The organism is Yoonia sp. GPGPB17, from assembly GCF_037892195.1.
In the GTDB taxonomy this organism is placed as follows: Bacteria; Pseudomonadota; Alphaproteobacteria; order Rhodobacterales; family Rhodobacteraceae; genus Yoonia.
On the sequence record NZ_JATACI010000002.1, the window covers coordinates 403292 to 417333 of the forward strand.

General features: G+C 56.1%; 10 protein-coding genes and 3 pseudogenes. 3 read left to right on the forward strand and 10 right to left on the reverse strand.

What is annotated here, in order from left to right; genetic code table 11:
* Positions 1-37: 37 nt before the first annotated feature.
* The 4 genes from cobT to cobS all read right to left on the reverse strand — a co-directional run bounded on the left by cobT (position 38) and on the right by cobS (position 3919).
* Positions 38-1918, reverse strand: coding sequence for a cobaltochelatase subunit CobT (cobT, locus tag QTO30_RS02385; protein WP_340422267.1), 1881 nt, complete (start codon positions 1916-1918; stop codon positions 38-40).
* Between the two features lie 71 nt (positions 1919-1989).
* On the reverse strand, positions 1990-2313 hold the full coding sequence (locus tag QTO30_RS02390) for a hypothetical protein (RefSeq protein WP_340422268.1): 324 nt from the start codon (positions 2311-2313) through the stop codon (positions 1990-1992).
* A gap of 132 nt (positions 2314-2445) precedes the next feature.
* The gene (locus QTO30_RS02395) at positions 2446-2835 is read right to left on the reverse strand and encodes a hypothetical protein (RefSeq protein ID WP_340422269.1); all 390 of its coding nucleotides are present in this window, start codon (positions 2833-2835) and stop codon (positions 2446-2448) included.
* 97 nt (positions 2836-2932) lie between these two features.
* Positions 2933-3919, reverse strand: coding sequence for a cobaltochelatase subunit CobS (cobS, locus tag QTO30_RS02400; protein ID WP_340425852.1), 987 nt, complete (start codon positions 3917-3919; stop codon positions 2933-2935).
* A gap of 455 nt (positions 3920-4374) precedes the next feature.
* Between cobS and QTO30_RS02405 the strand changes: the two genes are divergently transcribed.
* Complete coding sequence (locus QTO30_RS02405) at positions 4375-4914, forward strand: hypothetical protein (RefSeq protein WP_340422270.1); 540 nt, start codon at positions 4375-4377, stop codon at positions 4912-4914.
* Positions 4915-4958: 44 nt separating this feature from the next.
* On the opposite strand, the pseudogene QTO30_RS02410 reads toward QTO30_RS02405, so the two are convergent.
* Positions 4959-5596, reverse strand: a pseudogene (locus QTO30_RS02410) (DnaJ domain-containing protein).
* Positions 5597-5674: 78 nt separating this feature from the next.
* Here QTO30_RS02410 and QTO30_RS02415 point away from each other — a divergent pair.
* Positions 5675-5926 (forward strand): BolA family protein, encoded by a 252-nt coding sequence (locus QTO30_RS02415; protein WP_340422272.1) that lies wholly within the window; start codon positions 5675-5677, stop codon positions 5924-5926.
* On the opposite strand, the gene QTO30_RS02420 is transcribed toward QTO30_RS02415, so the two are convergent.
* From QTO30_RS02420 to pepN, 5 genes and pseudogenes are all read right to left on the reverse strand, one after another.
* A complete protein-coding gene (locus tag QTO30_RS02420) occupies positions 5927-6331 on the reverse strand; it encodes a DUF4177 domain-containing protein (protein ID WP_445327123.1) in 405 nt (134 codons plus the stop codon).
* A 77-nt stretch (positions 6332-6408) separates the two neighbouring features.
* The gene (locus QTO30_RS22020) at positions 6409-7008 is read right to left on the reverse strand and encodes a hypothetical protein (RefSeq protein WP_445327173.1); all 600 of its coding nucleotides are present in this window, start codon (positions 7006-7008) and stop codon (positions 6409-6411) included.
* 2 nt (positions 7009-7010) lie between these two features.
* Positions 7011-8069 (reverse strand): annotated as a pseudogene (gene gatB, locus QTO30_RS22025) (Asp-tRNA(Asn)/Glu-tRNA(Gln) amidotransferase subunit GatB); the annotation flags it as partial.
* A gap of 73 nt (positions 8070-8142) precedes the next feature.
* Positions 8143-8997 (reverse strand): 1-acyl-sn-glycerol-3-phosphate acyltransferase, encoded by an 855-nt coding sequence (locus QTO30_RS02435; protein ID WP_340422279.1) that lies wholly within the window; start codon positions 8995-8997, stop codon positions 8143-8145.
* 102 nt (positions 8998-9099) lie between these two features.
* Positions 9100-11653, reverse strand: a pseudogene (gene pepN, locus QTO30_RS02440) (aminopeptidase N).
* A 235-nt stretch (positions 11654-11888) separates the two neighbouring features.
* Here pepN and QTO30_RS02445 point away from each other — a divergent pair.
* The gene (locus QTO30_RS02445; RefSeq protein ID WP_340422281.1) at positions 11889-14036 is read left to right on the forward strand and encodes a malate synthase G; all 2148 of its coding nucleotides are present in this window, start codon (positions 11889-11891) and stop codon (positions 14034-14036) included.
* The last annotated feature ends 6 nt before the right edge of the window (positions 14037-14042 follow it).

Genomic DNA, 14042 nt, shown 5'->3' on the forward strand with positions numbered 1-14042 from the left:
CGCCAGACGCATCAACTGCTAGCAAGGCATGCTGGAGTCAGCCCGCCTTACGCATACCAAGAACACGTGCCCGCTTGCGCGGATCGCTGTCGAAGAGGCTTGCCAGCTGCTCGGTCATCGCACCTGCAAGTTGCTCCACGTCTGTAATCGTCACCGCGCGCTCATAATAGCGGGTCACGTCGTGGCCAATCCCAATCGCGACCAGCTCAACGGCTTTGTGTTTTTCGACCATCGCAATAACATCGCGTAGGTGTTTCTCCAGATAATTGGCAGGGTTAACGGACAAAGTTGAATCGTCCACAGGCGCACCATCTGAGATCACCATGAGGATCTTGCGTTGTTCTTGACGCCCTACAATCCGGCGGTGCGCCCACTCCAGCGCTTCCCCATCGATGTTTTCCTTTAAGAGGCCCTCTTTCATCATCAAACCCAGATTAGGCCGGGTCCGGCGCCATGGCGCATCTGCCGATTTGTAGATGATATGACGCAGGTCGTTCAGACGACCGGGTGTGGCCTCGCGCCCTGCAGCCAGCCATTGCTCGCGGCTTTGGCCGCCTTTCCACGCTTTGGTGGTGAAGCCCAAAATCTCGACCTTGACGTCGCAGCGTTCTAGCGTGCGGGCCATAACATCTGCACAGATTGCAGCGATGGAAATCGGGCGGCCACGCATTGAACCGGAGTTATCCAGCAAAAGGGTCACAACGGTATCGCGGAAATCAGTGTCTTTTTCGACTTTGAAAGAGAGTGGCGTTGTCGGTGACGCCACAATACGGGCAAGCCGCCCGGCGTCCAGAATACCTTCCTCGCGATCAAACTCCCAGGATCGGTTCTGCTGGGCTTGCAAGCGGCGCTGCAACTTATTGGCCAGCCGCGACACCGCACCTTTCAGTGGCTCAAGCTGCTGGTCGAGATAGGCGCGCAGCCGTTCCAGCTCGACCGGCTCGGCCAGATCTTCGGCCGGTATCTCTTCATCAAACTCGGTCGTGAATACACGGTAGTCGGGGTCCGCGTCGGAAATCGGCTGTGGGGTAAGCGGCTCCAGCGGGGCTTCACCCTCGGGCATCTCGGCCTCTTCGCCCATCTCGGCGTCAGCTTTGTCATCCATGCTGACCTGCGCTTGGCTTGCGTCTTGCTGCTCTTCCTGTGATTGCTCTGGCGTGCCTTCTGCCTCATCACCTTCGCTGTCATCTTCGCCCGTGCTGTCAGGTTCTTCCTGATCATCATCGGAACCTTCTTCGGCCTCATCCTCTTGATCATCATCAAGGCTGTCTGGGTCGTCGCCCAATTGATCGCCGTAGCCCATATCGCTGATCAACTGGCGTGCGAATTTCGCAAAGGCCTGCTGGTCGTTCAGCGTGTCTTGCAGATTCTCAAGCGTGCCGCCGCAATGATCCTCGATGAACCCCCGCCATAGCTCCATGACATTGTTCGCGCCTTTGGGCAGATCGCGCCCGGTTGCCATATGGCGAATGAGATACCCGGCAGCGACAGCCAAGGGCGCGTCAGAGGCTTGGGTGATCTGCTCATAGCCTTTGCGCATCGCTTCGGTGCCGATCTTGGCGTCTATGTTGCCTGCGGTGCCGGGCATGTACTGGGCGCCAACCGCCTCAATCCGCGCGGTTTCCATTGCCTCGTAAAGGTCCTGTGCCATTTGGCCCTGCGGCATGTAGCGAGCCGAGACTTTGGGATCGTGAAACTTATGGCGTAGCGCAAAGGCATCCGCCGTGCCCCGCGCTAACAGCACCTCGTCGCGCGTCATACGCCGTGAAACTTGGGGTAGGCGGATCGTGTCAGAGGTCTGGTAAGCAGGATCAACCGAATAGGTCACGGCCAATTCAGGGTCATCCGCCATAACCTTGGTGGCTTCAGCCAGCGCCTTTTTGAAAGGATCGGCTGGATTGTCAGAGGGTTTGTTCATGGCGCAGTCCTTTACTCCGCCACAAACTAGAACTGCGAAGAGATAAAGGCCAGTCCCACAGGCATGGAAACCTACTCTTCCGCGAATTCAGGTTCTTCAAATGTGATCCCGGCCTCAGGCGCGATCTCGAACGGGTCCTCGGCCAACTGATGGAGCGTGTTTAACTGGGCTGCACCAGGCAGCATTGCGCCCGTTTCGTCGATGAATGCGAGGCGGGGGCGGAAGGTTTTGCCCCCTAACTCAATTTCACCTTCATCAAAAAGGTAGGCCAGTTCGGTCACGATGCCTTCTACGTTGGCCTTAGCCATGTCTTCGCTCATGTTTTCTGCAAAAATCGGTAACAGGGCGTGGGCAATCAAAGTCGAGGCCGTTTCGGCCAGGTCTTCGTGGCTCACCACGTAATCAGCAGGCAGGGGGTACCAATCTTCATTTTCATGGGTCTGCTCCGGTTCAAGTGTTTTTCAGTATCATGGGTAGAAAACGGACCGCATGAAGACAACCCCGTGTTTTCTTTAAACCTGTCGTGGCTAGCTCAAAAGCAACCCCGTGCATTCGCGTTCAAACCGTTGAGCTTGCTGACGCGCCCATACTGCGTCGCTTGCATCGGCGTTGAACGTCGCGCGGGTTAGTAAGGCCGATTGCGCCAGCTTGGCAGAGATGCGCCAATGCAACACTTCGCGCCCGCGTTCCGGTGGCATGATCGCCTCAACCAGATCAATCACGGCGGCCCGTTGCATTTTCGTCTGTTCAGACGCGTCACCGTCAAACATCCATTGATACTCCATCACAGCCGACAAACGGCCTGCGCAGGCTGCGAAGATCCGTAATTGCTGTTCAGGATCAAAGGCTTGCGCATGAGAAGCGGGCGCGCTGAGCAACGCGGAACAGAGAAGAAGATGATGGATGAAAGTTTTCATGCCGCTCATACTTGCAGCATGACGGCATAATTTCTGCCTAGCAATCGGGCATATTGGAAACTCTGCGTTTTCTCAGGCGAGCCAACTCACCGCGATATCAGCCTAGGCTCAGGCTTGCGGCGCTTTCCGGCAGTTCTTCGTCAAAACAACGTTGATAGAATTCGGCGACTGTTTGCCGCTCAAGCTCGTCACATTTGTTCAGGAACGACAGGCGGAAAGCATAGCCCACATCTTGGAAAATGCGTGCGTTTTCGGCCCAGGCCAGCACGGTCCGCGGTGACATCACTGTGGACAGGTCGCCGTTCATGAAGGCGGTTCGGGTCAGATCTGCGACAGTCACCATCTGGCTGATCGTCTTGCGCCCTTTTTCCGTGTTGAAATGCGGGGACTTTGACAGAATGATCGCCGCTTCCGCGTCATGGCTGAGGTAGTTCAGCGTCGCGACCAATGACCAGCGGTCCATCTGTGCTTGGTTGATCTGCTGCGTGCCGTGGTAGAGCCCGGTGGTATCACCCAAACCGACGGTGTTCGCCGTCGCGAAGAGGCGGAAGTAAGGGTTCGGCGTGATAATCTCGTTCTGGTCCATCAGCGTCAGCTTGCCGTCGGTTTCCAGCACCCGCTGGATCACGAACATCACGTCGGCGCGGCCCGCATCATATTCATCAAATACAATCGCAACGGGGTTGCGCAGTGCCCAGGGCAGGATACCTTCGTGGAACTCCGTCACCTGCACACCGTCGCGCAGTTTGATGGCATCCTTCCCGATCAAATCGATCCGGCTGATGTGGCTATCAAGGTTCACGCGGACCGCAGGCCAGTTCAGGCGGGCGGCGACCTGTTCAATATGGGTCGATTTCCCAGTACCGTGATAGCCTTGGATCATCACGCGGCGGTTATAGCCAAAGCCTGCAAGGATCGCCAAAGTCGTGTCGGGATCAAACTTGTAGGTGCTGTCAATCTCGGGCACGCGGTCAGAGCGTTCGGCGAAGCCTTTGATCTTCATGTCGCTGTCGATGCCAAAGACTTCACGGACCGAAATCTCTTCGGTTGGTTTTGCTTGCATGTCAGTCATACCGTCCGCCATCTGTGGTGCCTTTGCGATTGCTTGTTCATCCTTGCCTCGGAGATGCAACATAAAACGCGGACCTGCAAGAGAAAGGGCGGTTTGGCATGGTTGTTGGCTGCCGACTGGACCGGCAGTGCAGCTGTTCGGGTGCATGCCAATGCGGGGCGTTCCTCAGCGTGTTGATTCGAGCCTGAAACGCCAGTTTCAGCACACGCAAAAAGGGACTTTCTAAAGAGAGAGTTAACGTAAGGTGAAAACGGTGAATGCGCACGTTTCTCAAATCGAAAAAATAGCAAGCTTTTCTGTGGGTTGTTTATAGATAGGCGATTAGATGCCGGTTTGTTCTTGAGGAACCATACAATTTGTGGCAATTTCTTGCCTATAGATAAAAGATCGGTTGTGGCACTTCGCAGAGGCAACCGCTGCTACCGTGTAAGTGTCATTTGAATAACGAGTAAATGGGGGTAGACGCTATGTTTGAGCGTTTGGCAGAAAAATTCTACCTGACGAGGGGCGAGAAAGCCTACGTCCTTGGTTTTGTGGTGATCATCGTAATCGCCCCACTTGTGGCGCTAGTTGTGATGGCGGGTTTGGCTGCGCCTTACACGCTGGCTATTGAGCCTGCGAACTTTGTGTATTGGGTGGCCATCTCTGGCGCAATCAGTGCAGGTGTTGGCCTGTATCTCGCCCGGGGGTGGATGGGCAATCTGGGCATGATGGGTCTTGCGCGTGCGGTTGTCGGCAGCGTCGTTTTGACGCTGATTGCGGCGGTCATCGGGGGCAGTTTGACAGTCCCATTTGAGGGCACGCTTTATGCCCCTCTTATGGTTGTATCTGCGTTTATCGCCAAGCCGTGGTTGGCTGCTATCTGGTTTGCCGGTACCTTTGGCGCACATTATCTGATGTCTGTCGTCGAGGAAGAGCGTGCCTTTGGCATCGGCCGCGAGGCGCATCGCAGCGCCACATCGCAACTCAGCACACTATCACGCGCTCAGTTGTATCACCGCGACTAGTTTTGGCGATTGCAAGTGAGTGGCAAAGGCGCCTTCGGGCGCCTTTAGTCTTTGTCGCGGAAGTTGCGGCTGACCTTGATCTGATCCCAGGCCCAGACCACCTCTGACAGCTGTTCTTCCTGGCTACGGTCACCGCCGTTCATATCCGGATGCAAGACTTTGATCAGAGCCTTATAGGCCTTGCGGATTTCCTGCTTGGACATATTGTCCTTCGCTTCCAGAATTTCGACCGCACGCCGCTCGGTCGGCGGCAGCTTGCGCCCGGTTGCAGCACCACGCCCCGGATTGCGGGTCGCGTTTTCGCCCAACACCTGATGCGCGTCGTCCACACCTAGCCGCGCCCATGCCGCTTCTTCCACGGTGCGCTTGAACGGTTTGGTCGGGCGTTCCCAAACGCGATCACTATCCATCTGTGCAGCCAGTTCTGCCTCGGACGTGCTGTCAAAGAAATTCCACTTCAGATTGTACTCGCGCACATGCTTTTGGCAGAACCAATAGAAATCATCCAATACGTCAGGCGACTTGGGCGCGCGGTACTTGCTTAAGCCTCCTGGCAGCCTTCATGATCGCAAATCCGCGTCGATGTCTCGGACGCACCCGACATACCACGCCGCCCGCGTGGGTTCTTTTTCTTCGAACTCGACACGGACATGTCGAAACCAAAAGGATCATCTTTCTTCATGGGGTGCGTTACCTTTTCGAGTCGGAGAAGATACAATAAACTCTGGAGCGAGAGATTGAAGAGGGCAGGCAAAAAATAATGGCATTGGAAACAGAAATTCGTGACGCTTTGGGCAGCCTTTCGCCGGAGCACGTTGACGTCATCAACGAAAGCGCCTTGCATGCCGGGCATGCCGGTGATGATGGATCAGGTGAAAGCCATTGGCGGGTGGTGATTAAGGCCGCATCATTGGACGATTTGTCGCGTATCGCACGTCACCGCGCCATTCATGCGGCGCTGGGGCAGGACATCATCGGGCGCATTCACGCCCTGGCGATTGATATTCAGTAGTTATTCGGCAGCAACGTCAGGCGAAGAGCCCGACTTTTTCTCGGTCGCGGGTGCATCTGCGCTCTCAGGTGTCTCCGACTTGGCGGGCGCGATCAATTTCTTCGTGACAGTCGGCTCTTGGCTGATCTGCGGCCTTGGCGTAGCCACAGGTGGGCTTTGTGCGGGCTTGACCGCTGCTTTCACGCGGCGGAACACTAACATGTTTTGGTAGACCGTCGTCTTGCTCATCAACCCTTCACGTTGTTCACAGGGCAAAGTGTCGGCGCGCAGGTATTCCCAGCCGTCACCGGCCAGTTCGTTCATGGCCATCTCGAGCGCATGGGCAAAGCGATCTTCAGCAGTTTTGATGCCCTTCGCTTTCAATCCGCGCGCAGGCGCTGGTACGACTTTATATTCGTAGCTCATCACTTCACCTATCAGTCCACCCAAGAGGGTGTATCAAAACCCGACGCCCGTGCCAATGCACTCCGCGACCTTGCGGATTACAGACCCAGCTTGGCAGAGACGATCTGGTTCACCGCAGCCGGGTTCGCCTTGCCCCCAGTGGCTTTCATTACTTGGCCCACAAACCAACCGACCAGTTTGGGATTGGCCTGCGCCTTTTCGACCTGCGCTGGGTTGGCAGCAATGATGTCATCGACAGCCGCTTCAATTGCGCCGGTGTCGGTGACCTGCTTCATACCTTCAGTTTCAACAATTTCAGCCGGGTCGCGGCCTGTTTTCAGCATTATCTCAAATACGTCCTTCGCGAGCTTTGATGATAAGACATTCGTGCTTCGGAGATGGAAAAGCTCGCCAATGTCGACCCTCTCTAAGACAACATCAACGTCCTCATTGTTTTCCTTTGCCCAGCCGAAAATTGGTCCTTGGACAAAATTTGCGATTGTGTCGACCGCCCCATAAAAATTCGTGGCTGTCGCTGCGACTTCCGCATCTTGGTTAGACTGCAGCCATCCAGTCGCTAGTTCAGCTTCAGCTGCTGTAGCGTTGTTTAGTTTCGTAGCTCTGAGTACCGACCGCGGTGGATCTTGCACATACCGTTCTAACCATCTGTTCAATTGGGCTTCAAACGCATCAGCCACAGATTTTTCGGCAGTTAAGACAGAGGCCAGGTAATCGGACAAAAGAAGCTGGCCAATGAAGCGTCTCTTCTTTTGATCCGGCAGTTCCCCGATTGTGACTTCGATGTCGTCCACCCATGCCTGCTCAATCTCCAAAGGCAACAGATCAGGGTCGGGGAAGTAGCGGTAGTCATGCGCCTCTTCCTTGGACCGCATGGACCGCGTTTCGTTCTTGTCCGGGTCATAAAGACGCGTTTCTTGCGTTACTTCTTGCCCGTCTTCGATCAGGGCAATCTGGCGGCGCGCCTCATAGTCGATCGCCATCTGAATGAACCGCATTGAGTTCATGTTCTTGATCTCACAGCGGGTGCCAAGATGACTGAAATCCTGTGTTTCCTGATAACGCTCATAGTCGCCGGGGCGACAGACCGACACGTTCACGTCTGCCCGCAGATTGCCATTTTGCATGTTCCCGTCGCAGGTGCCCAAGTAGCGCAGGATCTGGCGCAGTTTCAGCACATAAGCCGCTGCTTCCTCTGGCCCGCGAATATCGGGGCGGCTGACGATCTCCATCAACGCCACACCGGTACGGTTCAGGTCCACAAATGACATATGTGGATCCATGTCATGGATCGACTTACCAGCGTCTTGTTCAAGGTGGATACGCTCGATCCGCACAGTGCGCGCCTCGCCATTGCCCATTTCAACCAGCACTTCGCCTTCGCCGACGATGGGGTGGTAGAGCTGCGAAATCTGATAGCCTTGCGGCAGGTCAGGGTAGAAATAGTTTTTGCGGTCAAAGGCTGACACGAGGTTGATCTCAGCATTCAGGCCCAGCCCCGTCTTTACGGCCTGCGCGACGCAACCTTCGTTGATCACGGGCAGCATGCCGGGCATGCTTAAGCATCCACAAACGCCACATTGCTATTGGGCTCTGCGCCAAACAATGTTGAGGCGCCTGAGAACAACTTCGCATTCGTCGCGACTTGTGCGTGCACCTCAAGGCCGATCACCAATTCCCAATCGCTGGTTGCACCGGCGATCACTTTGGGGGCAGGGGCTGTATAGGTGAGGTCAAGCATGAGGCGCTTCCTTTGTCTGCATTCGCCTTCGTTTAAAAGAAGGCGGACCCAGCTTCAAGGGAACATGCGTGGCCTATTTTGCGAAAGCACGTGAAGTAGCGACGAGGTTCACAGTCGGGGCATCCTTACCACCCAAAGCCAGCGTCGCGCGGCGCAGCATCGCGATCCCGTCTTCTGCGCTGTGCGGGATTGAGACGGCAGAAATCGGTTCGCCCACAGTGACCCGGAAGGGTTGGCGCGCCTTGTTCAGCGTCTCATGAAACAAAGTGATATCCCGCAAGGTCGGGTGGATCAGATCGAAAAGGTAGAAGAGAGCCGAGTTGCGTGCCTGAATATTCACCGGGATCACAGGCAGATCAAACTTACGCGCCAGCAGCGCCGCCGAAGCCAACCACGGCCGTTCATAAAGCCGCAGACCACGGCGTTTTGCCAAGCGGCCTGAGGGGAAGATGACGCCAAGGCGCGCGGCATCGGTTGCATTGCGGACATATGCCATCGTTTCGCGCGTCTTTGCATGACTGCGCTGTTCCTTGCGCCATTCCACCGGGGCGATCATGGTTTCCATTTGAGGAAACACCCGCAGGATATCGCGGTTGGCAAAGAAATAAGCATCAGGGCGTATGGTGCCAAGCAAGCCATTCAGGATGATCCCATCAGCGATACCGGTGGGGTGGTTGGCCACGATCAATGCGGGCCCATGCGCGGGAATATGACCCAATCCGCTGGCATGGACCATCTTTGACAAACGTTCGGCCATGGTACCCATGATCTGGTCAGATGGCGCGTGTTCCAGCGATTTGGCGATATCAACGGTGGTATCATAGGCCAGAAGGCGGTGAAGGCACCGTTTGGCGATGCGGGTGCCGGGGCGATCACTGTAAAGCCACGGGGCGCGTTCAGCGATCAGCGGGTCAATGCGATGTTCCATAAGCCATCAATGCGCTGGCCCGCGTAACGTTTCCACGACAATCTTATGACAGCTTTGCAACGGCAAAAGCTTGCAGCAATGGGCATGCCCTTTCGGCAAAGTTCAGCCCAAGATGCGTGTCACCATTTCTTCGGTATCACCTGAAAGATCAGGCGTTTGCGCGATTCGCATCAGCGCGGCGCGCATTTTCCCTTGCCGATCAGCATCATATCGCCTCCATGTATCGAATGAGGCCGTGACGCGGGCTGCCGTTTGCGGGTTTAGCGGATCAAGCTTGATCAACCAGTCCGCCAGCAGATCATATGCCGCGCCAGACGCGTGGTGGAACCCGGCTGTGTTCGCTTTCAGCCCCCCGAAGACCGACCGAAACCGGTTGGGATTCTTGATGTCAAAAGCGGGGTGTTTTGTTAGGCGCTCAGCGGTCGCGGTGGCGGCGTCCGGTGCGGCCAAGCTGACTTGCAGTGCAAACCATTTATCCATGACCAATCTGTCATGTTGCCACTGGTTTTCAAAAGCGGCCAATGCGTCAGCACCTTTCGAGATTTGTAACAGTGCGCGCAACGCGCCCAGTTGCTGGGTCATGTTGTCGGCACTGCCAAACTGCTGCGACGCCTGCTTGCCGCCGTCCAGCTTGCTGATCAACGCCAGCACCGTGTTACCAAGCGTACGTTTGCTTGGCTGGCTCCGCATCTGGTGTGTAAGCACCGGTGACGATCATATCGGCGTAAATGCGCGGTAGTGTATCCTGCAAATGCTGCGCGATATGCAGTTTCAGCGTCTCATGCGTTTGATTGATCGCTGTCGGATCCGGTGTATGGCCCGTGTCAGATAGCGCCTGGGCGGTATCCTCTTCGCTGGGTAGGCGCAGCACCAAAGCCCGGAACGCGGGATCAAGTGCGTCGTCGCGCAAGACAGATGCAAGCCCATCAAGAAATGCTGCATCTGGTGTCGCGTCCTCACGGACCATGCGCACCAGCAAGTCCTGTGCGAGCGTCCGACCTGCGTCCCATCTGTTGAACGGGTCGGTGTCGTGGGCCAAAAGAAATGCGCGGTCAGCATTCGTTCGGTCATGTTTTACAATCACCGGGGCCGAAAAGTTGCGCAGGATTGATGGGATTGGTTTGCCGGTCAGTCCTTCAAACGTAAAGGTTTGGGCCGCGTCTGTCATTTCCAGAACCGTTGTTGGGACCACCTCAGCACCGTTGTCATTCAGCAAACCGACGGCGATTGGCAGCAACAAAGGCTCTTTGTTCTCCTGATCCGGCGTTACCGGTGTGTCTTGATGCAAATGCAGGTGATAGGTGCCATCGACGAATTCATCGCTGACGGTCAGGCGCGGTGTGCCTGCTTGGCTGTACCATTTGGCGAATTGGGACAAATCGCGCCCGGTGGTGTCTTCAAAGACCTGTAACCAGTCTTCAATCGTGGCGGCATCGCCGTCGTGCCGTTCGAAATAGAGGTCGAGCGCTTTGGCATAGGCGGCATCACCCACCAAAAGTTTGAGCATCCCAATAACCTCGGCCCCCTTTTCGTAGACTGTCGCGGTATAAAAATTGTTGATCTCGACAAAGCTGGCGGGCCGGACCGGGTGCGCCAATGGCCCATTGTCTTCGCGGAACTGATAGGCGCGCAGGACCATCGCGTCATCAATGCGTTTGACAGGGTGGCTGCGCATATCACCAGTGAATTGCTGATCGCGGAAAACCGTCAGGCCTTCCTTCAGGCAAAGCTGGAACCAATCCCGGCAGGTGATCCGGTTGCCAGTCCAGTTGTGAAAGTATTCATGCGCGATGATCGCCTCGATCCGTTCGAAATCGGCATCGGTCGCAGTTTCTGGTGATGCGAGAACGGCAGAGGCGTTAAAGATATTCAGCCCCTTGTTTTCCATCGCGCCTGCGTTGAAGTCATCGACCGCAACGATGTTGAACAGATCAAGATCGTATTCGCGGCCATACACATCTTCATCCCAAGCCATGGACTTCTTGAGCGCCTCCATGCCGAAGGCACATTTCGCCTCATCTGCGCCAGGGCGAACCCAAATGTTCAGATCGACATCGCGCCCAGACCGGGTGATGAACCTATCCGAATGCGCGACAAGATCGCCTGCCACCAGCGCGAAAAGGTAGGCCGGTTTGGGCCAGGGATCATGCCATTCGGCCCAGTCATCACCAGCAGCTGTTGGGTTCCCGTTGGACAGCAGCACCGGCAGGTCACCTTCAATGCGCACGGTAAACACGCCCATCACATCAGGACGGTCCGGGTAGTATGTGATCTTGCGAAACCCCTCGGCCTCGCATTGGGTGCAATACATGCCGTTCGACATGTAAAGGCCTTCAAGCGCAGTGTTTGTGGCGGGGCTGATTTCCACCTCCGCCTCAAAAACAAAAGGAGCGCTGGGAACAGGACAGCGCAGACCGACGGTGCTGATGTCCGGGTCAACCGGTTGCCCATCAATCTTGGCGCTGATCAGTTTCAGATCGTCACCGTGCAAGAATAAATTGGTATCGTTGGCATCCGGGTTGGGTCGAAAAGCGATGTGCGAGACAACGCGCGTATTTGTCGCCCCCAACTTGAAAGTCAGATGGACGGTATCCACCAGATAGGCAGGCGGCGTATAGTCCGACAGGTAGATCTTTTGCGGGGCAGCGTCTTTCATGGGGCGCTCCTTGGTTGGCTACATCCAAGGTAGGGCGGGCGCCTGCGAAGCGCCACCACCATCCGGGCCAAAGTTTGGGATGACCTGCGCTATTGCACGGCGCGCACGCTCGGTCGCTGACCCCAAGTAAACAAATCGTCCCGACCGAGTTGCCTATCGGAAACTTTCGCACTACCTCCGTTGCTGAGCGGCAATCGTGTGCCGCGGTATGCAGCAATCCAAAAAGGGGCGGGTCATGACGGATCGCATTGAAAAACAAGGGCTGAAAGTCGCGACAGAACTGGCGAATTTCATTGATTCCCGGGCATTGGATGGCACCGGCATTGATAGCGACACATTTTGGAAAGGCTTTGCCGGGCTGGTTGCTGAGATGACGCCGCGCAATCGTGCGGCCCTTGCCACGCGCGATGAGATGCAGGCGACCATTGATGCATGGCACGTCGAGCGGCGCGGGCAAGGCCTCGACCGCACCGCATATGAGGCGTTCTTGCGCGAGATCGGTTACTTGGTTCCTGAGGGCGACGATTTTGCAATTGATACCTCAAATGTTGACCCCGAGATTGCGACGGTCCCCGGCCCACAGCTTGTTGTCCCCATCACCAATGCGCGCTTTGCGCTGAATGCGGCTAATGCGCGTTGGGGCAGCCTGTATGATGCATTCTATGGGACGGACGCCATGGGTGAGTTGCCGCCCAAAGGTGGGTATGATCGTGGCCACGGATCGCGCGTCGTTGCCCGGGCAAGGGTATTTCTGGACGAAGCTTTCCCGATTGACGGCACAAGCCATGCTGACGTGTCGCGCTATCATATCCGCGATGGTGTATTGCTGGTCGATGATCATCCGTTATGCCAGCCCGAGAAGTTTGTCGGCTATCGCGGCAACCCCAAAGCACCAGATGCCATTTTGCTGCGCAACAACGGTTTGCATGTGGAACTTGTTTTTGATCGTGCGCACCCGATCGGTAGCCGGGACCAAGCATTGCTTGCCGATGTGCGCCTTGAAAGCGCTGTTTCAGCGATCATGGACTGTGAGGATAGCGTCGCCTGTGTGGATGCAGAGGACAAGGTTGAGGCGTATAGCAACTGGCTGGGCCTGATGCAGGGCAACCTGACGGCTGAATTCCAGAAAGGCGGACAGACTATGACCCGTCGTTTGGCTGATGACATTACCTATACCGCGCCGGATGGCAGCGACTTGACCCTGAAGGGCCGCGCACTGTTGTGGATCCGTAACGTCGGCCACCTGATGACAAATCCCGCTATACTGGATGCCAATGATGATGAGGTCTTTGAAGGCCTGATGGATGCGATGATCACCGTGCTGATCGCAATACATGACCTGAAACGCGACGGCGGCAACTCTGCCCTTGGATCAGTCTATGTGGTCAAACCCAAGATGCATGGACCTGATGAAGTCGCCCTGACCAACGATATCTTCAACATGGTTGAAGATGCGCTAGACCTGCCGCGCAACACCGTCAAGATTGGTATCATGGATGAGGAACGCCGTACGACCGTGAACCTCAAGGAGTGTATCCGCGCGGCCAAGTCGCGTGTGGCGTTCATCAACACAGGTTTCCTGGATCGCACGGGTGATGAAATTCATACCTCGATGGAGGCCGGGCCATTCAGCCGAAAAGACTTTATCAAGCGCAAACAATGGATTGGCGCTTATGAAGATCAAAACGTCGATATCGGACTGGAATGCGGATTCTCTGGCAAGGCCCAGATTGGCAAAGGCATGTGGGCGATGCCCGATATGATGGCCGCCATGCTGGAGCAAAAGATCGGTCACCCACAATCGGGTGCGAATTGCGCATGGGTGCCAAGCCCCACAGCCGCGACGTTGCATGCGCTGCACTACCACAAAGTTGACGTGATGGCGGTGCAGGCAAAACTGCTGAAAGGCGGGCGGCGGGCCTATGTTTCGTCCGTTCTGGATATTCCATTGGCACAGTATCAGCGCTGGACGGATGCGCAGAAAATCAAAGAGGTCGAGAATAACGCCCAAGGCATCCTTGGCTATGTTGTGCGCTGGATTGACCAAGGTGTTGGCTGCTCGAAGGTGCCAGACATCAACGACGTGGGGCTGATGGAGGATCGCGCGACTTGCCGGATTTCCAGCCAGGCACTGGCCAATTGGCTGCACCATGAGGTTGTCAGCGAAGAACAGGTCATGGAGGCCATGCGCAAGATGGCTGCCGTTGTGGACGGGCAAAATGCGGACGACCCCGCCTATCGCCCTATGGCGCCAGAGTTCAATGGGATCGCGTTTCAAGCGGCCTGTGATCTGGTCTTCAAGGGCCGCATTCAACCGTCCGGCTACACCGAACCCGTCCTGCATCAGCGCCGGTTGGAGCTGAAAGCGCAGCGTAATCACTAAGTTTCC

Excerpts from the sequence above, each read along its gene's own strand:
- QTO30_RS02445 (WP_340422281.1), top strand. The coding sequence starts at position 11,889 with ATGACGGATCGCATTGAAAAACAAGGGCTGAAAGTCGCGACAGAACTG.
- QTO30_RS02405 (WP_340422270.1), top strand. The coding sequence starts at position 4,375 with ATGTTTGAGCGTTTGGCAGAAAAATTCTACCTGACGAGGGGCGAGAAA.
- QTO30_RS02415 (WP_340422272.1), top strand. The coding sequence starts at position 5,675 with ATGGCATTGGAAACAGAAATTCGTGACGCTTTGGGCAGCCTTTCGCCG.
- QTO30_RS02435 (WP_340422279.1), bottom strand. The coding sequence starts at position 8,997 with ATGGAACATCGCATTGACCCGCTGATCGCTGAACGCGCCCCGTGGCTT.
- cobS (WP_340425852.1), bottom strand. The coding sequence starts at position 3,919 with ATGGCGGACGGTATGACTGACATGCAAGCAAAACCAACCGAAGAGATT.
- QTO30_RS02395 (WP_340422269.1), bottom strand. The coding sequence starts at position 2,835 with ATGAAAACTTTCATCCATCATCTTCTTCTCTGTTCCGCGTTGCTCAGC.
- QTO30_RS02420 (WP_445327123.1), bottom strand. The coding sequence starts at position 6,331 with ATGAGCTACGAATATAAAGTCGTACCAGCGCCTGCGCGCGGATTGAAA.
- cobT (WP_340422267.1), bottom strand. The coding sequence starts at position 1,918 with ATGAACAAACCCTCTGACAATCCAGCCGATCCTTTCAAAAAGGCGCTG.